Genomic DNA, 23,695 nt, shown 5'->3' with positions numbered 1-23,695 from the left:
GGTGATATACAAGATGAAATGGTTGGAGAAAAAATGGGTGTCTATCCCGCTTCTATGGGTAACGGTCATCTTAATCTGGCAGCTTGGTGCCCTTATCTATGGGCCTGACGTAATCCCTGGTCCGTGGCATACGATCCTGGGAGCACGCGAACTGATTGCTGACGGTACGCTGATGGAGTATATCGGAATCAGCTTCACTCGTGTACTGGCGGGGTGGGTACTCGGAAGCATCATTGCTATTCCGGTAGGGCTGATTATTGGCAAAGTTCATCTCATCCGGCTGTTCGCGGAACCGTTCCTTAACTTTATACGTTTTATCCCGCCGATCGCCTTTATTACCTTATTTCTGGTGTGGTTCGGAATTGGTGAGCAATCCAAGATCGCGCTCATTATGTATGCAACCTTCTTCATTGTTGTATTGAATACACTGACAGGTGTACTCTCCGTTGAAGAAGACAAAATCCGGTCGGCCCGCAGTATGGGAGCCAATGAACGGCAGATTCTGCTGCATGTGATTGTTCCGGCGACAACCCCGTATATCTTCACAGGTGTGCGACTGGCGATGGGAACCTCGTATATGGCCATAATCGGTGCTGAGATGATTGCCTCCAATGAGGGAGTGGGTTACTTAATCTGGAACTCCAGACTCTTTTTCCGAACAGATTGGATCTTTGTCGGACTGATTTCCCTGGGTTTTATGGGATTTCTGACGGATCGTTTGTTCAACTGGTTTAGTCGCAAAGTACTCTACCGATATGGGGTCATTGGCGGAGCGAAGCGGGTCTAAATTAAGACATAGGAACATTGAATTACAGACGTTACTTGAAAAGGGAAGTTATCTTATTTTAACGTTTGATCGATAACCTGTTTTGGCACTTCTACACGAGGCCAAAACAGGTTTTTTGTGTGCTGGCGTAAGGAGTTTCGGCATTGGGATAAAACCGTGGTATAATTGAATTTCAAAAATACAATAAACGTCATGCGGGCTGTACATACGCTGCATGCAGGAGACATTATGGATTGGATTATTGGCGCCGTATGCGCTTCTATGGTGGCAGGTGCTGCCTATGCGAAAAAGTCGCTAACCCTGTCTGGCTGCCTGGCAGCCATCATGATGGGGACGATATATTACGGAGCGGGTAACCTGTTCTGGTTTGGCACGTTATTGTTGTTTTTCATTACTTCAACGTTGCTCTCCAGGTTTCGTAAAGATCGGAAGCAGGAGCTGGAGAAATCCTATGCCAAGTCAGGAAATCGGGATGCCGGACAAGTGATGGCCAATGGTGGAATGGGCATGTTCCTATGTCTGGGATACTGGATATTTCCACATCCGGCATGGGTGTATGCTTTCATTGGTGTAATGGCTACCGTTACATCGGATACATGGGCAACCGAAATTGGGAGTCTCAGTCGCAAGCCGCCGCGCTCTGTTCTCACGTGGAAGGTACTTACGCCAGGTGCTTCAGGAGGTGTTTCACTTCTTGGCACCGTGGCTGCAGCCGTAGGCGGGGCTCTGATTGGTGCGGGAGCATTCTTGTTTTCCTGGATCGCCGGGATAGAAGGGCTTAGTCTGTTTAGTTGGACTTTTGTCGGTCTTGCAGGCGGGTTGGCAGGTGCTTTTGCCGATTCCTATCTGGGCGCAACGGTGCAGATGATGTATCGTTGTACTGTGTGTGGCCGTGAAGTTGAGGTACATGAACATTGCGGGCATCCAACGGTTCGGGCTCGTGGCTGGGCATGGATGAGTAACGACCTGGTGAACGTGCTTAGCTCGGTGATCGGCGGATGTGTGGCGATTGGTTTAGGTAACATTTTGGCGTTGTAGGGGGGAGTACATTTTGAGCACTGTACAGGGAGACAAATCGGAGGCTATTTTGGATGCGGCCTATGGTATTTTTGGCTCGAAAGGTTTTTATGAGACCAAAATGTCTGATATTGCAGACGAAGCCGGCATCGCAAAAGGCACCATTTATTTATATTTCAAAAGCAAGGAACAATTATTTATCGCAGTATCCAAGCGGGATTGTAACAGTTTTATCAGTCGTCTTGAATATGCTTTGAACTCGTATGAGAACACAGGTGATAAACTTGGAGCAATAGCCAAGACCCACCTTACGTATTATTATGAGCGTCGCAATCATACCAAGCTCTTTTTTATGGCACCCAATAATGATCCGGATCTGATGAAATTCATGAAGGCATTCATGAATCAATACATGAGTATGGTGTGTGAGGTATTGGAAAGTGCAAGTGTACCTGAGCCTGTATTGCTCGCTGAAGCCTATATTGGAATTCTGGACCGGCTGAAGATGGATATCATGTTGAATCCGGAGTTTAATGAGGAACATCTGAACAAACGAATTGCTTTTGCAGCAGCATTGTTTCTGGATGGATGCCGCTCTTTTTTACAAGTTTAAAGTAAGTGCGCGGATGTACGTAATATTGAATTTTAATTCACAGAGAAGTGGGTACGAGCAATGAACATAATGACGGTAGAGCAAATTGCAAAAAGTTATGGCGAAAAAATATTGTTCAAGGATGCTTCATTTGGCATGGCTGATCAGGACAAGATTGGTGTCGTTGGGGTAAATGGAACCGGTAAATCCACGTTTTTGCGTGTGATATCTGGTATGGAACCTGCAGACGCGGGACAGATCTCGATCGGTAATGACGTACGTATTCAGTTCCTGGCGCAAAATCCGGACTTCAATCCGGATAATACGGTACTGCAACAAGTATTCGAAGGTGACAGCATGGAAATGAGAACCGTGCGTGAATATACGGAAACGATGGAATTATTGGAACTGAATTCGTCCGATCCAGCGTTGCAAGAGCGGTTATTACGTTTGAATCAGCAAATGGAGCAGCTTCAGCTCTGGCAGATGGAGAGTGAAGCGAAGAGCATTTTGTCCAAACTGGGTATTCGTCAATTCGATGCACTGATGGGCACATTGTCTGGCGGACAACGCAAAAGGGTAGCACTTGCTGCTGCACTGATTCATCCTTGTGAACTGCTCATTCTGGATGAGCCTACGAACCATATTGATAATGATTCGGTCGTTTGGTTGGAGCAGTACTTGCAGAAGCGCCGCGGCGCACTGCTTATGATTACGCATGATCGGTATTTCCTGGATCGTGTGGCGAATGTCATGCTGGAATTGGATCATGGACGTTTGTTCCGATACGAAGCGAACTATACACGTTTCCTGGAACTGAAGGCGGAGCGCGAAGAACGGGAAGCTTCTTCGGAACAGAAGCGTAAGAACTTGCTTCGGACGGAGCTTGCATGGATTCGTCGTGGTGCCAAGGCACGGACGACAAAACAAAAAGCGAGAATTGATCGCTTCGAACAACTTAAAGATCAACAAGGAATCCAGCGCTCGGGTTCATTGGAAGTATCGGTTGGCTCCACTCGTTTGGGTAAAAAGATTCTGGAGATCGAGCATCTTTCCAAATCCGTGGGTGGTCGCAAGCTGATCGAAGATCTGAGTTATATTGCCGTACCTGGAGATCGGGTAGGGATTGTCGGACCGAATGGTAGTGGTAAGTCCACGTTGCTCCAGATGATATCTGGCAAGTTGGAACCTGATGCAGGTGTAGTTGACGTTGGTCCTACGGTCAATCTGGGCTACTTCACACAGGAACATCAGGAGATGGATGAATCCCTTCGTGTGATTGAGTACATCAAGGAAGTGGCCGAGAATGTGAAAACAGCCGATGGCTCTCTGATTACAGCATCCCAGATGCTGGAGCGGTTCCTGTTTACTCCGGCATCCCAGTGGACGCCAATCTCCCGTCTTTCTGGTGGAGAGAAGCGTCGTCTGTATCTGCTGCGTGTGCTGATGGCTGCTCCGAATGTATTGCTGCTGGATGAGCCGACGAATGATCTGGACATCCAGACACTCGCTGTACTTGAAGACTATCTGGACGATTTTCCTGGTGTTGTCTTTGTCGTATCCCATGATCGCTATTTCCTTGATCGTACTGTGGATAAAGTGCTGTCTTTTGAGGGCAACGGTGCTGTACGTGTGCACGTCGGCGACTACAGTGAGTATGCGGAATGGATGCTGAAAAATGCACCTGGAGTTACTCAGGAAAGTGATACAGGAGCGGTGAAGGTGAAGCAGTCATCGGAGAAAACGACTCCTGCTGTGTCAGCGGCTAAACCGAAGTTGAAATTCAGCTTCAAGGAGCAACGTGAATACGACCAGATTGATGAAAATATTGAGAAGGCTGAAGCCAATCTTGTCCGGATTAACAAAGAGATGGAAGAGTCGTTTAGTGATTCTGCCCGTCTGCAGGAGTTGATGGCGGAGCAGGTTGAGGCTGTACGTCATCTGGATGAATTGATGGAACGCTGGACCGTTCTGAATGAACTTGCAGAGCAGATTGAACAGAGCAAGTCTTAATTTATAACTAAACATCGCCCTTTTTTCCTTCGTGACATTATGTCGCATAGGAGGAGAGGGTGTTTTTTTGTCTGCAAATTTGCGCATTAAAGTGAAACGTTCTGTATGTTCATAACGTTTTATAAGTAAAGAATTCCATAGAAGGGAGAGAACACCACACTTATGTATAAGGAAATTAATGAACAATTGGCAGTGCTCAAGGAAAAGGGGAGAATTTACGAGAAATGGACCAAACGTCTGGAGAAGCTTCAAACGGAGGAAAGCGAATGGGAAGCAAAGGTAAAAAGTCGTCTGGAGCATCTCCAGAAGGAGCAGAAGGACGTTGATCGACTGAACAGTATGACATTGTCAGCATTTTTCTATCAATTGATTGGCAAGAAGACAGAACGGCTGGAGAAGGAAGAACTGGAACTCATGGAGAGCAAGGCTGCATACGACACCGCTTGTCGCATGTTACAAGACGTACAGGAGCAACGAATTCATGTGGAGCAGGAGTTGGAGGGCGGGCGGCAGTATCAGTACTGGCAGAGCGATTACAACGCGCTGTGGGGGAAGAAGGAAGGTCGTCTGCTGGACCAGGATGCGGAATTGCAACAGATGGCTGAGAATCGGGAACATCTGGCGAGCGAGCTACAGGAACTGGATGAAGCTTTCCGGGAGGGAGAATATCTGCTCTTTGCTCTTGAACGTGCCGAGAAGGCTTTGTCTTCGGCAGGTAATTGGGGGATATATGACATGATGGGCGGTGGAGTCATCTCCACGCATATCAAGCGAGGAAGAATGGATGACGCTCAGGTCGCCATCATGGATGCAGGTAAGCGTCTACGACGTTTTCAGAAGGAACTGGAGGATGTAGAGATGGCTGTACACGCGGATCTGCATCTGGGAGGTCTGCTTTCATTCGCAGACTATTTCTTCGATAACCTCTTCGTGGACTGGATGGTTCAGGACAAAATTCGCAAAGCCGAACGTCAGGTGAAGGATGGACTAAGCGCGGTTAGGAAGACCATGCAAGTGCTAAGAAATGAAATGCGTGACCATAAGGCAGAGTTAGAAATATTGGATAGTAAATATCATGCATATGTGGAACAGGCAGATTAAGAGATATGACAACAAAGGCCCCTTCCAAGCACACCGATTGTGCTTGAAAGGGGCCTTCTGCTTAGACGAACATGTGGATGTTATTCATGACAATTTCGTCGATCAATGATTCTTTTTTACTTGGTTGCAATGTAGGCTGCGAGCAATCGTGCCGTATTCAGGACAGCATCCTTATGTGTACGCTCCATGGAATGAGATGCATGAACTCCAGGACCGATCAGTGCTGCACGGATATTGTTTCCTCCGCGTAATGCTGCACTGCCATCTGAGCCATAGTGGGGATAAATGTCGACGACGTAATTCATCCCATCTTGTTTGGCCAGTTCAATGAGACGACTGGTCATATCGTAGTCATACGGGCCAGAAGAATCTTTGGCACATATAGAAACGTCGGTTTCTTTACAGCTCAGGTCATCACCCATAGCTCCCATGTCTACAGCGATCATTTCACTGATTTCCGCAGGGATATACGATGCGCCATGTCCAACTTCTTCATAGTTCGAGATAAGCAGAGAGACGTTATGTAATGGTTTCCAGCCTTCACGATGTGCAGACTCAAGGATGCCAAAGAGGGCAGCCACGCTGGCTTTGTCGTCCAGATGACGTGATTTGATATAACCACTCGGCGTGATGACTGCGCGAGCATCAAAGGAGATAAAGTCGCCGACAGAGATCCCGAGTTTCAACACATCTTCCTTGGAGGAGACGACCTCATCGATTCGAACTTCCATATGGCTCTCGGACCGTTCAAAGGTACGTGCATCCGGATAGACGTGGACAGACGGATGAAGGGAGAGAATGGTGCCCGTGTATGTTCTTCCATCCCGAGTATGGATGCTGCAATATTCGTTTTCGATACTTTGCATGGAAAATCCACCGACAGAAGTAAGCTTCAATGTGCCATAGGATGTAACCGAGCGTACCATGGCCCCTAGCGTATCCACGTGAGCGCTTAAAGCGATTGTCTTGGAAGAGTTCTGTCCGGGCAATGTAAGCACCGCACCGCCCTTGTTATTCAGCTCACAGGCGATGCCCAGTGCGGCTGCTTCCTTCCGGATCATCTCGATAATATGATGTGTGTAACCACTTGGGCTTGGTGTATCCAGCAATTTTTTCAGGAAAGACAGAACGTATGATTCATCAATTGTAAAACTCATTGTGTAATTTCCTCCTCGGATCATGGGTGTGGTGTGAAACAAAATACAGCCTGTCTGGGGGAGAGAATGTGATACTACCATTCCTGACTCGCCAGCAGGCTGTCTCTGATTGGTTACAGTGTTCCCGTAGGGTTTCCTTTGCGCTGACTCTGGATCGAATCATTCTCCAATAGGCTGTCGGATTCATTTGAGTCAAGCGAATCCATCGATTTGAAAGAATCCAACGTAGATTTGCTTGTCGCGGAGCTTTCCAATTCAGATACACGCAATTTCAATTGTTTATTCTCACGTTGCAGTCTGTATTGGCGATAGATGCCATATGACCCTACAATAATTCCACCGATCAGGGTACAGCCGAGAATCAGCAAGATCAGCGGGATTTGTACCGTGTTAAATAACAGGTTGACTTGTACGGAATCCACATTAATAACCGCAAAGATTCCCGTGAGCAGTGCAAAAACAAGACCTGCTATGAGTGCCCATTGCATTTTCATGGTGTTGCCTCCTTGTTGAACAATTGAGAACTAGATATGCATTACCCATATTCGGGTATGTTGCATCTTGCAATGATGATAAAATCCCCTGCCCGAACGGGCAAGGGATGCAGGTCACATGGAAAGACAACCTTATTTGGTTAGTTGCTCCATCTGTTCAATCAGTTCCTTGAAGACACTCATAGCTTCACGAATTGGCTGTGGTGTAGACATATCCACACCTGCTTTTTTCAGAATGTTGATGGAGTAATCACTGCCACCGCTCTTCAGGAAGCCAAGATATCGGTCAACAGCCGGTTGGCCTTCTTCCAGGATTTGCTTGGAAAAGCTTGTTGCTGCGGAGAAGCCTGTAGCATATTTGTAAACGTAGAAGCTGTTATAGAAGTGGGGAATACGAGCCCATTCCATTTCAATTTCTTTGTCAACAGCCATGCCTTCTCCGTGATATTTAACGTTCAGATCATAATAGATCTCGGATAACAATTGTGGTGTTAATGCGTCACCTTGTTCCGCACGTTCATGAATGATTTTCTCGAATTCAGCAAACATGGTCTGACGGAATACCGTTGTACGGAATTGGTCGGCATAATACGTCAACAGATACAATTTTTCCTTTGGATCTGTTGATTTGTTAAGCAGATAATCCATCAGCAACGCTTCGTTGGTTGTGGATGCAACCTCAGCCAAGAAGATGGTGTACTGTGCATCACGATACGGAAGTGTTGTATCCGAGTAATGTGAATGCAGAGCGTGACCCATTTCATGTGCGAGTGTGAACATACTGTTTAGGTTATCTTTGTGATTCAACAAGACATACGGGTGAGTGCCGTAAGCGCCCCAGGCATATGCGCCTGAACGTTTATTTTCATTCTCATATATATCGATCCAGCGGTTATCATATCCATTCTGCAATGCGTCAGCATAGTCCTTGCCGAGTGGTTTCAGACCGTCTTTAACCGTTTGTTTCGCTTCCTCATAGGTAATATCCATTTTGTATTCGTCTACGAGTGGAGCGAACAGATCGTACATGTGCAATTGATCTACACCCAGCAACTTTTTGCGCAGGTCCATATAACGATGCAATAACGGAAGGCTCTCGTGAATGGTGTCTACCAGATTGGTATACACATCCGTTGGGATGTTATCTCCATATAGGGACATTTCCATCACGGAAGGGTACTTCCGAACATTAGCATAGAACATATTTTTGGTTACATTTGCATTCAAGGCAGCTGCAATTGTGTTCTTCTGTTTGGCATAGGTTTCGTATACCGCTTTGAAGGCACGTTCGCGAACTTCACGGTTAGGGTTCTCCAGGAACTGAATGTAGCTGCCGTGTGTCAGCTCAACTTCGTTACCATGTTCATCCTTGATTCTTGGGAACTTGAGATCGGCGTTATTCAGCATGCTGAAGATTGTCTGTGGTGCTTGTGAAAGGTTGCCTACCTGTGCAAGCAAAGCCTCTTCTGCTTGGCTAAGAACGTGGGCTTTTTCGCGTTTCATCTCTTCCAGCGTAAATGTATAAGCAGAAAGTTTTTCGTTCGCAATAAATGCGTCCAACTGATCATCCGGCAGGGAAAGAATCTCTGGTGTGACAAAAGAAAGTGCTTCACCAACCCGTACGCCTAATTTCTGGGCTTTTTGGGACAGGTTTTGATATGTAGGATTCGCTGTGTCTTCATCTTGATGCATACGTGCGTACACAAAGAGGCGTTCTATTTTGAGGCTGATCTCATCTTCGAATTCGAAGCAAGATTTGAGTACATCAGGTTGATTCAGTTTGCCTTGGAATTCGGAGGCCTTCTTGGTCAAAGACGATACTTCTTCATATTCTTGATCCCAGGCTTTCTGATCGGCAAATAAATCTTCCAGTTTCCAGCTATGTTCAGCCGGCACCTCGGAACGTTTCAATAATTGACTCATGGAAATCCTCCTTTGATGATCTGATGAATGTATGGACGAAGCTGCCTTCGTCTCGCTTGCCTGTGCGGAGAGAGACGAAGGAATCAGACTAAGTACCAGGATAACAGATAGCGATTTCTGGTATTTCAACGGCCTTCCTCCTTACGATACGAATAATCTCGTATAGTATGACCTTAGGCACGTTGAAATATTTGAGCATCTGGGTCCCCGCGATTAGGCTCCCATGTTATACAGAAAATAAACGATCAGGAAAAAGGCGAAACAAATGAGCAGGGTAGCAATAAGCGCCATTCCCCGTCTTAATCGATCCGGGATGGAATTGCGTCCCAGAATAAGCACAATACCAAGAGAGAAGGCAAGGATAATAAAGATGACGACATTGCTTGAGTCAAGCTGCATGGGTTAGACCCCTTTGAAGGCAGCCATCAATTGACGCCATTCATCCTCACGGTTCTCAAAATCTGCTTTTGGAAAACGGCGTTCAGCCCAGTGCATTAATGCAGGACGGCTAAGGAATGTATGGCATTCTTCGCCCCACTCTTCCGAAATTTCTCGCAGTACGAGATATTTGCCTTGAACTTCTACGGTCATCATATTCCACTTGTCTGTTTTGTATATTTCATGTTTTTTTATCATAGGTAGTCTCCAAACTAACGGTTTTGGTAAAATGATACCGTACCCTACGATTCAAAGCAAATTTTTTCGACATTTATGGAAAGATAAATTGCAAAATGGAAGCCCATACAGTATAATAAGGGTATTCGCCATAGATGGCGATATTTTTAGGAGGTTTTTCATTTGAAAGGTACAGTTAAATGGTTTAACGCAGAAAAAGGCTATGGCTTTATTTCAGTTGAAGGCGGCGAGGACGTATTCGTACATTTCTCCGCAATCCAAGGAGATGGCTTCAAAACATTGGAAGAAGGTCAAGCGGTAGAATTCGAAATCACTGATGGAAACCGTGGTCCTCAAGCAGCTAACGTAAACAAACTGTAAGAATTTATCCGGCTAACGGACTTCTTATATATTATAAATTTATAGCTGAATATTAAGAACCTAAGCACAGTCCCCCAAGGGAGGCTGTGCTTTTTTTGATTCTAACATTTTCAGTGTAAATAACGGTTGAATACGATGTAAGTTTCCCTGTGTGTTCAGGAGACACGATTGGTCATGCTGGACCATAACTTCAATCCGAAACCGATTAGTGCAGCCAGGGAGAAAGCCATAGCGGTGAGATAGAAGGTTTGTCTGCCTGCATGTTCCAGCAGCAGTCCGCCCAACGTTCCACTAAGAAGTCCCGAAGCACTGGACCAGACAATGGTGAACAAAGCCATACCTGTAGCTCTGTAGCCGTCCGGAACTAGGCGAATGATGTAGCGGACCGCCGTAACGTAGAAAATACCAAAGGTAACACTGTGCATCGTCTGAATCGCAACAACAGCTGCAGGTGTATCGGAGACAGACATGAGAAGCAAACGAACCGTATACATCAGTGCAGCAAAAGCAATTAGCGGCAGTTCTTTATAACGGTTTCCATACTTGCTGAGCAATAGAAATATGGGGATTTCACTTACGGAAGAGATCAGCAAAGACCAGCCGATCAGCCCCTCGCTGGCACCCAGATCTTTTAACGTGATGGTAAGGAATGCTTCGTTCATGCGATGTCCCATGGCAAGCAAAAATACACAGCCAAAAAAGGTGAGCACATCTCTGCGTTTCAAAATAGCCCATAACCCAGATAGATCCATTTTGCTACTGCTCCCCGAAGGTTGATCCTTCAATTGAAAACTGATCAATAGTGTAGTTGCAGCAAGACCAACGCAGACCCAAATCGTCCATGCTGGACCAAAAGATCCAAGGAAATACCCGATACTTAATGCAAAGAAGGCATAACCGATCGATCCGAAGACTCGAATGGAAGTGAAATTTCGGCCGTACTTGCTGGCCGTTGTAATAGCCATCGTATCGGAGAGTGGATAGACCGGATAATAGAAAAAGTAAAACAGGGTCACGAGTACAAATACCTGACCAAAAGTTGTTGCATTGGCGAGCATGATCCCTGTGATCAATTGACCACCAAGCAGAATGATCATCACTTTGCGTACCGTTTGGTAGCGGTCGCTGGCCATGCTCCAGAACATATTGGAGAACACAGAGATGAGGGGGCCAATTCCGTAGAGATATCCAATCTCAGCTCGACTGAAGCCCAGATGACTGAAGTAAAGCTGGTAGTAGGATACCACCAGAACGGTGGAACCAAAGATGGTGAACATGAGAGCCCGCAGCCAGTTCTGATCCGGGCGGGCGTTGTGACTTAATTTCATGATGAGAGACTCCAATCCTGATAACAATTCAATGATTTTATTACCCTTTCAGGGATGTTGATTTACGGACTTTCGGCACGGACATCGTAGGTTCTTGCTTCGTGCGTCGGATAACAAGCCAGACAATGATGAGTTCGGCGAGCAGGCCAAGGGATTGGGCAACAGCGCCAATCATGCCGTTCCACGCAGGAAAAATACTAACCAGTATAAGCAGCACAATTACCGTGCAGATTGCATTCGCCGTTTGCGAACGAAACATCGTTTTTGTCTGACCGCGAAGCAGAATGAGGCCATTGCTGAAATCCAGAAAAGGGAAGATCAGCGGAAATAAGACGAACGCACGCAGTGTCCACAGACTTTGTTGCAAAAGTTCGCCCTGAACGCTCATGACATTTTCGAGTACCCATGGTCCCAAGGGGGTATAGGCAATCGACACCATCATCGCAAACGGAATAAATCCGGTGACAAGTGCGAATTTTCGTACCAGTTTGGCGTCTACAAGGTAGAAATTCAGCACGATCTGATGGATGTATGTAAAGAAGCTTAGCATTAACTGCATCAGACTGCTTGCTATGGCAAAGGACGAAATGGCTAGTGCGATCCCGGTCGTTTTGCCAAGTACGATGTTAATAACCGGTCCTATGAACAGCGCTACAAAGCTGGATAACAGCAGCGGCTTATAAAAGCGAAATACGTCTCCCTTGCTCTCGACGGGATGATCCTCAAGCTTGGCTGGCATCTTGCGCTTGATGCTGTTACCCTCCAGAAAGCTGACAAGCGCTTCAATCATCATGCCAGTAGCAAAAATGATAGCGCCTACACGTCCACTGTCAATGCTGTCTGTGTATATGAAATAGAGGGATAGGCCGTACATTCCGGCTAAACGGAATACCATCCCGATGGTTAACCACTTGGTGCGGTTATTCGTAATGATGATCCCCTGATAGATGTTGCGGATCACTGAAAAGATACTTACATACATGAGAATTTCATATACGTCGATGACTTTGTTCAGCAGATCCGGACTTACACCAAACAAGTATTTGAACACCCCGGTACCAACGGGAGAGTATACGATAAGAAACCCAATGAGAAGCACACAGGCAAGAAATATTTTGGTCACAAACGTGAGGGCCTGAAAGGAAAGGCGATCGCGGACCAGTGCGGAACAGGTTTGCCGCAGCAGGGTGGAGGGGCGTTCCGTGAGGGTTAACAAGCTACCGGCGATGGCATAGCTGGCAATAACCGTCTCGGGATGAGCGGAACGTGCTAATGTGCTGTTTATGATGACGTGAGAAATGGTGACGAGAGAGGCGGAAATGCCAAGTGGCACAAAAAAAGAAAATAACCGTCTCCACGAAAGTGATTCACTTGACGACATGTCAACGACTCCTTTGATGGATGAAATATGCCTAGTATATCACAAAGCTTTGGGCGCGGATGCGATTTTTTATGCGGAATATGCGGCAGATCATTTGTACAATTAAGGGGATCATATTATAATAGGAATGGTTAAAAATCGCTCTAATACGTATTCAACCAAGTGGAGGCACATTTATTTTGAGCCAATCAAATCGAAAACGTCATCAATATCCGCGTGGACCGCTGGCATTGATGAGAGGGGTGTACAAATACACCATTCCGGAAACACGGAAGGCACTGAATGGATGGCGTGCTCAAGCTGAGGCGATTCCGAATGAGGAATTGCGTACACAGGCACTTGCCAGTCTGAAGGATAAACAGTTTCACTGTGAAGGCGGAACCGTCTACGCATTGGCTGATTTGCCCAACAGGCACATTCTGATTCCGCTGATCGTTTCATATCAAACTATTAGTGATTATTTGGACAATCTGTGCGACCGCAGCACGTCGATGGACCCGGATGACTTTCGTCTTCTCCATCAATCCATGCTTGATGCGGTAGATCCCGAAGCAATTCCCGTCAATTATTATGCCCTCCGTGAGGAGCAGGATGACGGCGGATATCTGCGGAATCTGGTGACCACATGTCAGGAACTGACCCGTCAGTTACCAGGCTATACGTCCGCCAAGCCCCAAATTCAGGATCTGGCAGGCCTATACACGGACCTGCAGGTATATAAGCATATCAAGCCGGAACTGAGAGAAACGGCACTGCTCGAATGGTGGTCGGAGCATCGCCATCGCACACCTCAGTTTCGTTGGAACGAATTTGCTGCTGCAACTGGCTCTACACTGGGCGTTTTCATGCTGTTTCTGGCTGCGAGTGACGATCAGTTGACTGAAGAGCAAGCGGCCTCGATCCACACGGCCTATTTCCCACATGTATGCGCATTGCACATTATGCTCGATTATTTAATTGATCAGGATGAGGACCGCATCGGGGGAGATCTCAACTTCTGCAACTATTATGAGAATGTAGAGACAATGCTGGACCGAATTGCTTTTATTGTGGAGATGGCACGCAGCGATGTGCAGAAGATTCCGGGAAGCTCCTTTCACCGGATGATCATCGAAGGACTGATTGCCATTTACCTGTCTGATCCCAAAGTCAGCGAACAACAGGAAGTTCGCGTTGTATCCAAACGTCTGCTGAAAAATAGTCCGATCACAAGAATATTTTTTTTCATTTTCAGTCGCTGGATACGGAAAAATATGTAAGTCAGGTGTGATATTGCGGAGCCTGAAGTGAAACTAGAGGAGGAAGAAACATCATGACAGCAGTAAAGAAAATCGCAGTATTAACGAGCGGTGGTGATTCACAGGGGATGAACGCGGCTGTTCGTGCGGTTGTTCGCAGCGGACTGTTTCACGGTCTCGAAGTATTTGGAGTTCAACGTGGATACCAGGGTCTTTTGAATAATGACATTTTCCCAATGGATTTGCGGAGTGTAGGGGATATCATCCAACGTGGGGGAACGGTTCTTCAATCGGCACGTTGCAAGGAGTTCTATACCGCTGAAGGTCAGCAAAAAGGTGCGGACATTCTGCGTGCGCGTGGCATTGACGGTCTGGTTGTTATCGGTGGGGATGGTTCCTACAACGGAGCGAATAAACTCAGCAAGCTGGGCATTAACACCATGGGTCTGCCAGGAACGATTGATAACGATGTTTCATTCACCGACTATACCATCGGATTTGATACAGCTGTAAGCATAGTAGTTGATGCAGTAAACAAATTACGTGATACGATGTCTTCACACGAACGTTCTTCCATCGTGGAAGTTATGGGTCGTCACTGTGGGGATATCGCTCTGCATGCCGGACTTGCTTCGGGTGCTGAAACGATTCTTGTCCCAGAAGTTCCATTTGATATGGACGAAGTAGCAGATCGGATGAAAGCTAACTTTGCACATGGCAAACGTCACAGTATTATCATCGTTGCAGAAGGCGTAGGCAAAGGTGAGGATGTAGCAAAAGAACTGATGGAACGTTGCCCAACGTATGAGCCACGTGTAACCGTTCTGGGTCACATTCAGCGTGGGGGTACGCCAACACCTTTCGACCGTAACTTGGCAAGCCGTCTTGGCGACTTCGCTGTTCGTAGTCTGATCGCAGGCGAGACAGACAAAGGTTGTGGCATTATCAAGGGTGAACTTACCCTGACGGATATTGATAAAGTGGTTAACACAAAAAAAGATTTCGATATGGTGACTTACGAGCTTGCACAACGTTTGTCCCAATAATTCGATTCTTACGCAAAGAGCACAATCCCGCTTTAACGTGGATTGTGCTCTTTTTGTTGTTTCACGGAGTGAGTATATCAATGTTACGCCTTGCGGAGTGCGGCTTGTTTTTGTACCAGGAAGAGTCTCCAGAGAAGCGCTGTTGCTCCTACGGCAAGGCCGGCAATAAGCCCGATCCAGTATCCAAAGGCGCCGAGTGAAGTATACGTAGCTGTTAGGTAACCTACAGGCAGACCAATGATCCAATACGCTACAAACGTAATGATCAATGCCGGATTAACATCTTTGTAGCCACGTAATGCTCCTTGGGTCGGTGTAGCAATCGCATCCGAGATCTGAAAGAAAATGGCGTAGATAAGGAAATGCTGCGTAAGTGCAATGACCTCCCGATCGTTTGAATACACGCCTGCAATCTGTTCGCCGAACACAATCAACACGATCGCTGTCAGCAGTGAGAGTCCGATGGCTCCACCAATTCCAAGCAGACTGTATTGTCTGGCATCTCTCAGACGCCCCGCACCTGCCTCATAGCCCACAAGGATCGTAAGAGCCATACATATGCTCACAGGTAACATGTAGAGCGTAGAAGCGAAATTCAGCGCCGCTTGATGGGCAGCAATTGTTGTGGTATCGAAACGGCTCATCATTAAAGTCACAGCAGCGAAGATGGACGTTTCGAAAAAAGTCGCGAATCCAATGGGCACTCCAATCTTGAGTAACTCTTTCCATTTGGACAATGATACACGGGTCCATTGACGGAAAATGCCATACTGGGCGAAAGGTTCGACCCGATGGACAAAAAAGAGACTAATAAGAAAGATCAGCCAGTATGTACATGCTGTAGCAACACCAGCACCAACACCGCCCAATTGTGGAAAGCCCCAGCGACCGAATATCAGCAGATAATTTAGAAAGATGTTAACGGGCAGGGAAACCAACGTAATGAACATCGTAGTCCTTGTCTGGCCAAGTGCATCCATGAAGCTGCGCAGCACTGTATATCCGAAGAGCGGGATAATGCCAAAAGCAAGTGCACACAAAAAATAGAAGGCAACTTGGGCAACCCGGGGCTCCAGAGGCATTCCGTTCAGTATAGGGCCAAGTAACAACGCCCCGGCTCCGATCACGACGAGACTGACAGCAATTCCAAGATACAATGCCTGGATGACGTTATACCCGATCTGATCATTACGTTTGGAACCCAGCAGATGGGAAACGACAGGTGTAATACCGATCAGAATCCCGCTTAGTCCAGTTTGAACTGGCATCCATAGACTTGTGCCAATCGCGACGCCTGCAAGGTCGGCCGGAGAAAACTTGCCTGACATATTGGTGTCGAAGAACGACATGGCAGAGAGGGCAATTTGAGTGGTGAATATGGGCAAAAATATAATCAGGAATTGCTTCACTTTTTGGGAAAAACTTGTTGTGTTCATGTTCACTGGCAGTGCCTCGCTATTCTAAAGAGATGTCATCCAAGTGTCATATCTGGACAGCTATTTATTGTAGTGGATTTTGTTCAATTTGAATAGGGACAGAAGCAGAGTAGGGGTGTACAGAGAAAAATGAACACCAAAAAACCTCGCTCCGCTTCAAGCAGAACGAGGTTGGATGAAATGAGAAGTATGAAAGAGTGCGGATTACTTATATTGTACACCTGATGAATAACGGTTGGACGCATTCCAGAGCAGATATTCATGCACATCCATGTCTTTCATCGCTCTAATCTGGTCTTCCACTTGTTTCTTGCCATACTTGACATAATGCCCACTGCCCAGCCAGCTTGCTGTGAAGTCCTGGATCCACGGACGAATGACAGGTTTGAGTTCTTTGGTAGGGTCCAGTTTCTTGTGTGTATCTTCCATTGAACCCTTGATGGTTGTGTAAGGATCTTTGTCAGGGTCCTTGACCCCATACCAGCCAGTAGAATAGTGACTAGGGTATACCATCGGTGAGATGACATCCACATTTTCGGATATTTTAACAAAATCCTGTCCAATGCCTTCAGCCGCAGGTACAGAAGCGGCATAACCAAAAATATCAACCGAGACACGGACCCCTAGCGGGGCTAACTCTTTGCGTGCATATTGCACGAATTCAGCCACAACATCGACGCGTGACTTGTCAGATTTGGTATATTTCAGTACATCGGCTCGAGTTTCGAAACCTTCCGGGAAACGAACGTAGTCAAATTGAATCTCTTTAAATCCAAGCTTGGCAGCTTCCTTGGCAATCTCAATGTTATAGTCCCATACTTCCTTGCTGTACGGATTCACAAAGCTGTCGCCTTTGCCATTTGCCCATACAGATCCATCCTTGTTACGGAAGGAGAGCTCCGGATTTTTCTTGGCAAGAATCGTATCTTTGAATACAACGACACGTGCAATCGGGTAGACCTCATGTTTTTGCAATCGTTTCATCAAGGCATCGATATCCCGGATAAAAGGTTGCGATTTACCCATTTTCTGAAGCGCTTTGTTTTCTGTGGGATAAGTTATGTATCCGAGATCGTCTTTGATATCAATGACCATGGCATTCAGTTCTGTACTGTCTGTCAGTTCCAGCAATTCTTTCATACGTGCGCCGCCTGCGCTGTAGGCCGTTACATAAATACCTTTGACCACAGGTGCATCAGGTTGAGGATCAATTTTGGCAGGTGGGTTATCGGCATCAATAACAACCTGATCTTTTTGAGATTGGATAATTGCGGTGTTAAAACTGTTGGTTAACGATTGGAATTGAGGATTTCCCTGGTCCGCCACTGCGGGGGCACCACCAAAGCTTCCAAAGGCCATAGCCATTAAAGCCCAAAACATGTTCATTCATTTCCACTCCCTTATGTGTGCATTCCATGTATGAATTATACATTAAAGCCTCTGGGCTTTTAACCATATTAATCAAGTAATGAAACACATGGAAAAAATGAAAACCGCTTCCTGCTGAGGAAATCCCCTGCAAGAAGCGGCGTGATCAATCTGAAAAAAATTATTGAATGTAAATTTCATTTTGATGCTCACAAATACTGTACTGAATGATTTCCATTGCGTCTCCCTGTTCCAGGATGCCCAGCCCATCCCGGAGGACAATCAGTGAGTCGAGTTCATTCGGTTTCAAGAAAGGGAGCATTTCCGGGCACCATCTGTTGACAATCTCAAACAGTTTTACCGTTTCCATATCCACAATAATCACCCTTTCCTACTCGAATTCCAAAATGGTAAGTCATTCGGCGCGATTCGGGAAAGCATATGGCCTGTGAAATTGAAGGGTTGAACCTGCTATACAACATATTTAGGAGCCGTACACCGTTATTATACCACAATGTTGTGAATTGTTAACCGTACAGGTGTCTCAACTTCTGCGAAATGAACCCATAACACCAACCGTTTCCACAATGTTAACAAAAGCGTTTGGATCTGTATCCTTGATAATACGTTTAATTTCAACCAACTCGTAGCGGGTGGTAACGGTCATGAGCATGTCCTTCTCAATATCCGTATAGGCTCCCTGAGTCTTAATTTTGGTAACTCCACGAGGCCGAACAAGTAATTTTTTTAACATGGCTTCGGTTTCGTTTGTAATAATGTACAGTGTTACTTTGACGTGACTGATATGGATCAGATCAAGCACTTTGCCTGTAATGTAGATAGATACCATGGAGGCCAAGGCTGTATTCCAATTGTCACTCAGGTATCCCGCAAGCATAATGATCGTACCGTTCATGCCGGCCATCACTGTACCAATCGGAAAGTCTCGTTTACGCGTGAAAATGGACCCAACAATGTCGAGTCCTCCTGTGGAGCCGCCCACTCGGAAGGAAACGCCAGTGCCCATTCCAATAAGCACACCGCCAAATACAGAACTAAGTAAAGGGTCTGTAGCCACAGCAAAAACAGGCAGAAGCGCAATGAACCAGGAAGTGGCTGCTACCGAAAGAATACTTAATGTAATGAAGCGTCGTCCAAGAATAAACCAACCTGCAATGAGCAGGGGAATGTTAAGAACAAAATACATTATACTAAGATTCAACGTTGTAAAATAACCCAGAAGCATTGAAATACCGGACACCCCGCCGCTTAAAAGCTGATGGGGGACCAAAAACCAGTTGAAGCCGCAGGCAATAGCTGCAGCACCCAAAATGATCACTAAAGAGTGCCAAATTATTTTGGGCAATTTAATCACCTCATTTATATTTAAAACCAGATTGCTGGTAATCTTGAATTGTTTTGTGATATAATAATTTGTGGATATTCTTGAGTAGGAAACTTTTCCTAAATGGAGCAATAAAATTTTGAAATGTTTCAAACACATGTATGTAGTTTTAGTCTTATGTTGGGGACCCATTCATGGAATTATATTCGTTAGTGAAAATAATTCGTCCCGTTGGGATACCCTATAAATATTAACGCTACTTAAGAATACAGACAACAAAGTGGATTGTCCACCATGTCCACCATATAAAAGGAGCATGAATAATTTTGACAAATTTAAACTTTACAGATTTCAATCTTGAACCACTGGTGCTGCAAGCCATCACTGAGCTCGGGTTTGAAGAAGCAACACCGATCCAATCCAAAGCGATTCCTTTGGCACTCGAAGGCAGAGATTTGATTGGTCAAGCTCAAACAGGTACGGGTAAAACAGCTGCATTCGGTATTCCGTTGATCAGCAAAATCTCAAAAAGTGACGAGAAAATCCGCGCCCTTATTATGGCACCTACACGTGAACTTGCAATTCAAGTTGCTGAAGAGATCGAAAAACTCACTCGCTTCAAAGGTCTTCGCTCCCTGCCAATCTACGGCGGACAAGATATCGTGCGTCAAATCCGTGCACTGAAAAGAAAACCACAGATCATCATTGGTACACCTGGACGTCTCCTTGACCACATCAACCGCAAAACAATCAAACTAGATGATGTACAAACTGTTGTACTGGATGAAGCAGATGAAATGCTCGACATGGGTTTCATGGAGGATATCCAATCCATCCTGAAACAAGTTCCAGACGAGCGCCAAACTATGCTGTTCTCAGCAACAATGCCTCCTAACATTCAAAAATTGGCACAACAATTCTTGAACAATCCTGAACACATTTCTGTGATTCCGAAACATGTTAGTGCACCATTGATTGACCAATCCTATATCGAAGTACCTGAGCGTCAAAAATTCGAAGCATTGAGCCGTTTGTTGGATATGGAATCTCCTGAACTAGCGATCGTATTCGGACGTACAAAACGTCGTGTTGACGAATTGGCTGAAGCTTTGCAAAAACGTGGATATTCTGCAGACGGTCTTCATGGTGACTTGTCCCAGAATCAACGTGATGCGGTAATGCGTAAGTTCCGTGACGGCAGCATTGACGTACTCGTTGCAACAGACGTGGCTGCACGTGGTCTCGACGTATCTGGCGTAACTCACGTTGTTAACTTTGACCTTCCGCAAGATCCGGAGAGCTATGTTCACCGTATCGGTCGTACAGGTCGTGCGGGTAAAGAGGGTGCTGCTTGGTCCTTCGTTACACCGCGTGAGATTGATCACTTGCACTTCATCGAGCGTGTAACACGTCACCGTATTCCACGTAAACCACTGCCAACAATGGCAGAAGCGGTTGAAGGTAAACAACGTTTGACAGCAGAGCGCTTGCTGGAAATCGTACAATCAGGCGAACTGAACGAATACAAAGGTATTGCGATTCAAATGCTTGAGCAATATGATTCTGTTCAACTGTTGTCGGCTGCACTGAAGCTCCTGACAGGTGACAAGAAAGATGCTCAAGTTGATCTGACTCCTGAAGATCCAATCCGTGCAAAACGTCGTAAACCGGATGTTCGCTCTGGCGGACGTAAACCATCGGGTTACAGCGGTAACCGCACAAGTGGTAGCGGCGGCAGTGGTGGTGGTTACAACCGCGATCGCAACAGCAGTGGCAGCGGACGTGGCGGTTACAACCGTGATCGTAACAGCGGCAGCAGCACTGGCGGTGGAAGCAGAGAAGGTGGTTACAACCGTGACCGCAAACCGCGTCCAAGCAGTAACGAAGGACGTCGTCCTGCGAAAGATTCTTCTTTCGAGTAATATAAACGTATGATCTGAAAAATGGAGCGGGCAACTGCTCCATTTTTTTTATTTTCAAAGTGACTGCATCATTTTATTTCACTGCCAGAAGCGGCCAGAAGCGCTAGCTAAGGATAATGACGATCTCTTTTCGGGAAGTACTGGCTTTTCCTATCTATAATAAGGTATATTAATATTAGACTTCAGGTAATTCGCAAGGCTGCAGAGGAGGAGAAATGTTTGGAATTTAAAGGAGCTATGGGTGGGATCTACCGGCTTACAGAGTGGATTACGAGACTGGCCGCAACCAATCTGTTGTGGGCTATTTGTTCGTCTCCGTTCTTGTTTTTCTTGATTATGAAACTGCTCGTGATGCAGCAGAACCTCGCAAACGAATCATTGCAAATGAACTGGGCTATAGCTATTGTGGCACCGCTTACACTGTTCCCGGCGACTTCGGCGCTGTTTACGGTTGTTCGTAAATGGAATATGGGTGATACGGATGTACCGATCTTCCGTACTTTCTTTGTAGGTTACAAGGAAAACTACAAGCAAAGTTTAATTGGGGGCATTTTTTACACACTGCTATTCGCGATTATGTATCTGGATTATACAGTGTACATGACTCAGTTCCGCAATATGCAGCTCGTGGGAATCATCATGTTAGTACTGCTTCTCTTGTTATTTGTATCACTCTTTAACTTTTTCTCGATGGTTGTACATTATCATATGTCCATCGGACTCATTATCAAAAATGCGGTATTGCTTACGCTGATCAGACCATTCCGTGTATTTTCCACATTGCTGGGAAGTGGATTGCTGTTCTACATCGGTTTCCGTTATCCGGTCTTGTTTGTTTTCTTCATTATCAGCATCATTGCTTGGTTCGCTTTCTTTAACTTCTACGCAACCTTCAACAAGATGCAGGAGCAGATGGAGAAGATGCAACTCAAGAAGGAAGAAGAGGAAGCTGCTGCGCTGGCTGAACAATCAGCAGAGAATGGTGAAACACCTGAGCCATCAGACGACAAAAACATTACATTGCAAAAATAAAACATGATGAATCGCCATTTACTTTTTACACAGTTAGGGATATAATAATTGTACATCCTGCGATGTACGTTTCGGTTATTCGTTGTTTTGAACCAATGATGATGTCTTCGGGAGATCAACACAGAATGTTGCTGAAAAGCCCTGTCTATACGACATGGGGACTTCAAAAAGCATTTTTGCGGTCACCCACCTGCCAAGCAGGTTCATAAGACAATGTAGCCGGACGGCATAGGCGGGTTCCTAAATCTTCATGTACAGCACCCTGACTTTTCCTCTACAAAAGGAATTTCAGGGTGTTTTTAAGTTGTGATGAATGTTTTTGATTGGTTTTATGATAAATATGATGCTTGCCCTTTTGTTACTACTTGAACAATGTTACACTAAGATACATAAATGGAACGGTTACAATCAAAGGAGGAAGGGTCTTGACCTTAAAGAGAACGCTCGTCGGTATCATCCGCAGCATGGAGGGGACCAGCGATCGAGCCAAGGATCCCAAATTAAAAACACGGTATTATAACTTATCCAAAGACAGAGCCTGGGAAGAGGTCTCTTCGACACTCAAAAAGATTCCGGGTTATAAAGTGCTGCATGAAGTGCCTTCTGTTGGAGAAGTTATTCTGGAGAAGCGGACTACCTTTGGACGGACGATGGATATTACAGTTTCCATTATCTCAGTAAGTCCTGTTCGCAGTGCGGTGGATATGTATTCAGCTTCACGTGGTTCACTTGGAGACTTGGGTTCCAATTATCGCACGATTATGAACTTATTCTCTGTACTGGATAAAAAGCTAAGCAAGTATAAAGCAAATGATTGAAATAGATGATAAATAACAAAAAGCGAGTGAAGGTTAACCTTCCTCGCTTTTGTTCTGAACGTATGATAACTTCTACAGCAAAGCTTTTACAGCAGCAATCGCTTGTTCGAAGTTAGGGGAGTCTGTCATTTCAGGCAAATACTCCACATATGTAATCCGGTCTTCGGCATCCAAAACAAAAATGGAGCGCATGTCGAGTTGGAATTCTTTGATCAGAACGCCGTAGTCTTCACCGAAAGAACGTGTTTTGTAGTCTGACAATGTAACTACGCGGTCAACACCAGCTGCTCCACACCAACGAGCCTGAGCAAACGGAAGGTCAACACTGACTGTCAAGACAACAACATTGTCTCCGAGTTCTCCAGCTTCCACGTTGAAACGACGAGTTTGCGCATCGCATACGCCAGTATCCAGGGAAGGAACAACGCTGATTAATTTGATTTTGCCTGCGAAGTCTTTCAGGGAAGCATCCTCAACCAGGTTCTTGCTCAGTGTAAAATCAGGTGCTTGATCGCCGACTTTCAGTTCGGGTCCGATCAATGTAATAGGGTTGCCTTTAAATGTGGCTGCGCCTGTACGTTCTTGTGTCATAATAATGTTCCTCCTTATAAATTGGTGATCCGTGCCAAAATCCATTATAATCTTTTATGAAAGGCATTGTCCAATTCGGGCATGTACCATTACGATGGATCAGAGATGTG

23 protein-coding genes and 1 other RNA gene are annotated in these 23,695 nt (G+C 45.8%); 12 read left to right on the top strand and 12 right to left on the bottom strand.

The window, feature by feature from the left end; translation table 11 throughout:
* Positions 1-13 precede the first annotated feature (13 nt).
* The 5 genes from MHI01_RS08425 (at position 14) to MHI01_RS08405 (ending at position 5,510) form a co-directional block, all read left to right on the top strand.
* Positions 14-787: an ABC transporter permease gene (locus MHI01_RS08425; protein WP_340982923.1), complete on the top strand. Its 774-nt coding sequence runs from the start codon at positions 14-16 to the stop codon at positions 785-787.
* A gap of 228 nt (positions 788-1,015) precedes the next feature.
* Positions 1,016-1,825, top strand: coding sequence for a DUF92 domain-containing protein (locus MHI01_RS08420; protein ID WP_036609682.1), 810 nt, complete (start codon positions 1,016-1,018; stop codon positions 1,823-1,825).
* A gap of 13 nt (positions 1,826-1,838) precedes the next feature.
* Positions 1,839-2,417: a TetR/AcrR family transcriptional regulator gene (locus tag MHI01_RS08415; protein WP_036609680.1), complete on the top strand. Its 579-nt coding sequence runs from the start codon at positions 1,839-1,841 to the stop codon at positions 2,415-2,417.
* Positions 2,418-2,477: 60 nt separating this feature from the next.
* On the top strand, positions 2,478-4,409 hold the full coding sequence (locus MHI01_RS08410) for an ABC-F family ATP-binding cassette domain-containing protein (protein ID WP_340982922.1): 1,932 nt from the start codon (positions 2,478-2,480) through the stop codon (positions 4,407-4,409).
* A gap of 162 nt (positions 4,410-4,571) precedes the next feature.
* Complete coding sequence (locus tag MHI01_RS08405) at positions 4,572-5,510, top strand: hypothetical protein (protein WP_340982921.1); 939 nt, start codon at positions 4,572-4,574, stop codon at positions 5,508-5,510.
* 116 nt (positions 5,511-5,626) lie between these two features.
* Here MHI01_RS08405 and MHI01_RS08400 read toward each other — a convergent pair whose 3' ends face one another.
* The 5 genes from MHI01_RS08400 to MHI01_RS08380 all read right to left on the bottom strand — a co-directional run bounded on the left by MHI01_RS08400 (position 5,627) and on the right by MHI01_RS08380 (position 9,720).
* Positions 5,627-6,667: a M42 family metallopeptidase gene (locus MHI01_RS08400; protein WP_340982919.1), complete on the bottom strand. Its 1,041-nt coding sequence runs from the start codon at positions 6,665-6,667 to the stop codon at positions 5,627-5,629.
* A gap of 113 nt (positions 6,668-6,780) precedes the next feature.
* Positions 6,781-7,161 carry a LapA family protein gene (locus tag MHI01_RS08395; protein WP_047842377.1) on the bottom strand — a complete coding sequence of 127 codons (381 nt, stop codon included), beginning with the start codon at positions 7,159-7,161 and terminating at the stop codon, positions 6,781-6,783.
* Positions 7,162-7,293: 132 nt separating this feature from the next.
* Positions 7,294-9,084: an oligoendopeptidase F gene (gene pepF, locus MHI01_RS08390; protein WP_127543947.1), complete on the bottom strand. Its 1,791-nt coding sequence runs from the start codon at positions 9,082-9,084 to the stop codon at positions 7,294-7,296.
* Between the two features lie 213 nt (positions 9,085-9,297).
* Positions 9,298-9,483 carry a hypothetical protein gene (locus tag MHI01_RS08385; RefSeq protein WP_036609669.1) on the bottom strand — a complete coding sequence of 62 codons (186 nt, stop codon included), beginning with the start codon at positions 9,481-9,483 and terminating at the stop codon, positions 9,298-9,300.
* A 3-nt stretch (positions 9,484-9,486) separates the two neighbouring features.
* Complete coding sequence (locus MHI01_RS08380) at positions 9,487-9,720, bottom strand: hypothetical protein (protein ID WP_017689395.1); 234 nt, start codon at positions 9,718-9,720, stop codon at positions 9,487-9,489.
* Between the two features lie 162 nt (positions 9,721-9,882).
* Between MHI01_RS08380 and MHI01_RS08375 the strand changes: the two genes are divergently transcribed.
* A complete protein-coding gene (locus MHI01_RS08375) occupies positions 9,883-10,080 on the top strand; it encodes a cold shock domain-containing protein (RefSeq protein WP_017689394.1) in 198 nt (65 codons plus the stop codon).
* A 155-nt stretch (positions 10,081-10,235) separates the two neighbouring features.
* Here the strand turns inward: MHI01_RS08375 and MHI01_RS08370 are convergent, their stop codons facing one another.
* Positions 10,236-11,408 (bottom strand): MFS transporter, encoded by a 1,173-nt coding sequence (locus MHI01_RS08370; RefSeq protein ID WP_340982918.1) that lies wholly within the window; start codon positions 11,406-11,408, stop codon positions 10,236-10,238.
* A 40-nt stretch (positions 11,409-11,448) separates the two neighbouring features.
* Positions 11,449-12,789 (bottom strand): multi antimicrobial extrusion protein MatE, encoded by a 1,341-nt coding sequence (locus MHI01_RS08365; RefSeq protein ID WP_340389991.1) that lies wholly within the window; start codon positions 12,787-12,789, stop codon positions 11,449-11,451.
* 179 nt (positions 12,790-12,968) lie between these two features.
* Here MHI01_RS08365 and MHI01_RS08360 point away from each other — a divergent pair, with 179 nt between their 5' ends.
* Both MHI01_RS08360 and pfkA read left to right on the top strand, forming a co-directional pair.
* A complete protein-coding gene (locus MHI01_RS08360; RefSeq protein ID WP_017689390.1) occupies positions 12,969-14,048 on the top strand; it encodes a tetraprenyl-beta-curcumene synthase family protein in 1,080 nt (359 codons plus the stop codon).
* A 53-nt stretch (positions 14,049-14,101) separates the two neighbouring features.
* A complete protein-coding gene (gene pfkA, locus MHI01_RS08355; protein ID WP_036609663.1) occupies positions 14,102-15,073 on the top strand; it encodes a 6-phosphofructokinase in 972 nt (323 codons plus the stop codon).
* Positions 15,074-15,156: 83 nt separating this feature from the next.
* Here pfkA and MHI01_RS08350 read toward each other — a convergent pair whose 3' ends face one another.
* The 4 genes from MHI01_RS08350 to MHI01_RS08335 form a co-directional block, all read right to left on the bottom strand.
* The gene (locus MHI01_RS08350; RefSeq protein ID WP_340982917.1) at positions 15,157-16,509 is read right to left on the bottom strand and encodes an MATE family efflux transporter; all 1,353 of its coding nucleotides are present in this window, start codon (positions 16,507-16,509) and stop codon (positions 15,157-15,159) included.
* A 204-nt stretch (positions 16,510-16,713) separates the two neighbouring features.
* Positions 16,714-17,895, bottom strand: a complete 1,182-nt coding sequence (locus MHI01_RS08345) for a putative glycoside hydrolase (RefSeq protein WP_340982916.1) — start codon at positions 17,893-17,895, stop codon at positions 16,714-16,716.
* A 163-nt stretch (positions 17,896-18,058) separates the two neighbouring features.
* A complete protein-coding gene (locus MHI01_RS08340; RefSeq protein ID WP_029880762.1) occupies positions 18,059-18,247 on the bottom strand; it encodes a hypothetical protein in 189 nt (62 codons plus the stop codon).
* 174 nt (positions 18,248-18,421) lie between these two features.
* Positions 18,422-19,243 carry a YitT family protein gene (locus MHI01_RS08335; protein WP_036609659.1) on the bottom strand — a complete coding sequence of 274 codons (822 nt, stop codon included), beginning with the start codon at positions 19,241-19,243 and terminating at the stop codon, positions 18,422-18,424.
* A 305-nt stretch (positions 19,244-19,548) separates the two neighbouring features.
* On the opposite strand from MHI01_RS08335, the gene MHI01_RS08330 reads away from it, so the two are divergent.
* From MHI01_RS08330 to MHI01_RS08315, 4 genes are all read left to right on the top strand, one after another.
* On the top strand, positions 19,549-21,144 hold the full coding sequence (locus MHI01_RS08330) for a DEAD/DEAH box helicase (protein WP_047842381.1): 1,596 nt from the start codon (positions 19,549-19,551) through the stop codon (positions 21,142-21,144).
* Between the two features lie 219 nt (positions 21,145-21,363).
* Complete coding sequence (locus tag MHI01_RS08325; protein WP_036609655.1) at positions 21,364-22,176, top strand: YesL family protein; 813 nt, start codon at positions 21,364-21,366, stop codon at positions 22,174-22,176.
* Between the two features lie 51 nt (positions 22,177-22,227).
* Positions 22,228-22,419, top strand: a non-coding RNA gene (gene ssrS / locus MHI01_RS08320) — 6S RNA.
* Between the two features lie 182 nt (positions 22,420-22,601).
* Entirely contained in the window at positions 22,602-22,994 is a 393-nt protein-coding gene (locus MHI01_RS08315) for a DUF1499 domain-containing protein (protein ID WP_017689382.1), read from the top strand.
* 72 nt (positions 22,995-23,066) lie between these two features.
* Here the strand turns inward: MHI01_RS08315 and tpx are convergent, their stop codons facing one another.
* Entirely contained in the window at positions 23,067-23,585 is a 519-nt protein-coding gene (gene tpx / locus MHI01_RS08310; RefSeq protein ID WP_036609653.1) for a thiol peroxidase, read from the bottom strand.
* Positions 23,586-23,695 lie beyond the last annotated feature (110 nt).

This window comes from Paenibacillus sp. FSL M7-0656 (genome assembly GCF_038003225.1).
In the GTDB taxonomy this organism is placed as follows: domain Bacteria; phylum Bacillota; class Bacilli; order Paenibacillales; family Paenibacillaceae; genus Paenibacillus; species Paenibacillus amylolyticus.
This window is presented reverse-complemented; position numbering and strand designations above follow the sequence as displayed.

What these genes read in the sequence shown, in the direction of transcription:
- MHI01_RS08425 (WP_340982923.1), top strand. Translation starts at nt 14, where the DNA reads ATGAAATGGTTGGAGAAAAAATGGGTGTCTATCCCGCTTCTATGGGTA.
- MHI01_RS08420 (WP_036609682.1), top strand. Translation starts at nt 1,016, where the DNA reads ATGGATTGGATTATTGGCGCCGTATGCGCTTCTATGGTGGCAGGTGCT.
- MHI01_RS08410 (WP_340982922.1), top strand. Translation starts at nt 2,478, where the DNA reads ATGAACATAATGACGGTAGAGCAAATTGCAAAAAGTTATGGCGAAAAA.
- MHI01_RS08405 (WP_340982921.1), top strand. Translation starts at nt 4,572, where the DNA reads ATGTATAAGGAAATTAATGAACAATTGGCAGTGCTCAAGGAAAAGGGG.
- MHI01_RS08400 (WP_340982919.1), bottom strand. Translation starts at nt 6,667, where the DNA reads ATGAGTTTTACAATTGATGAATCATACGTTCTGTCTTTCCTGAAAAAA.
- MHI01_RS08395 (WP_047842377.1), bottom strand. Translation starts at nt 7,161, where the DNA reads ATGAAAATGCAATGGGCACTCATAGCAGGTCTTGTTTTTGCACTGCTC.
- pepF (WP_127543947.1), bottom strand. Translation starts at nt 9,084, where the DNA reads ATGAGTCAATTATTGAAACGTTCCGAGGTGCCGGCTGAACATAGCTGG.
- MHI01_RS08385 (WP_036609669.1), bottom strand. Translation starts at nt 9,483, where the DNA reads ATGCAGCTTGACTCAAGCAATGTCGTCATCTTTATTATCCTTGCCTTC.
- MHI01_RS08380 (WP_017689395.1), bottom strand. Translation starts at nt 9,720, where the DNA reads ATGATAAAAAAACATGAAATATACAAAACAGACAAGTGGAATATGATG.
- MHI01_RS08370 (WP_340982918.1), bottom strand. Translation starts at nt 11,408, where the DNA reads ATGAAATTAAGTCACAACGCCCGCCCGGATCAGAACTGGCTGCGGGCT.
- MHI01_RS08365 (WP_340389991.1), bottom strand. Translation starts at nt 12,789, where the DNA reads ATGTCGTCAAGTGAATCACTTTCGTGGAGACGGTTATTTTCTTTTTTT.
- pfkA (WP_036609663.1), top strand. Translation starts at nt 14,102, where the DNA reads ATGACAGCAGTAAAGAAAATCGCAGTATTAACGAGCGGTGGTGATTCA.
- MHI01_RS08350 (WP_340982917.1), bottom strand. Translation starts at nt 16,509, where the DNA reads ATGAACACAACAAGTTTTTCCCAAAAAGTGAAGCAATTCCTGATTATA.
- MHI01_RS08345 (WP_340982916.1), bottom strand. Translation starts at nt 17,895, where the DNA reads ATGAACATGTTTTGGGCTTTAATGGCTATGGCCTTTGGAAGCTTTGGT.
- MHI01_RS08340 (WP_029880762.1), bottom strand. Translation starts at nt 18,247, where the DNA reads ATGGAAACGGTAAAACTGTTTGAGATTGTCAACAGATGGTGCCCGGAA.
- tpx (WP_036609653.1), bottom strand. Translation starts at nt 23,585, where the DNA reads ATGACACAAGAACGTACAGGCGCAGCCACATTTAAAGGCAACCCTATT.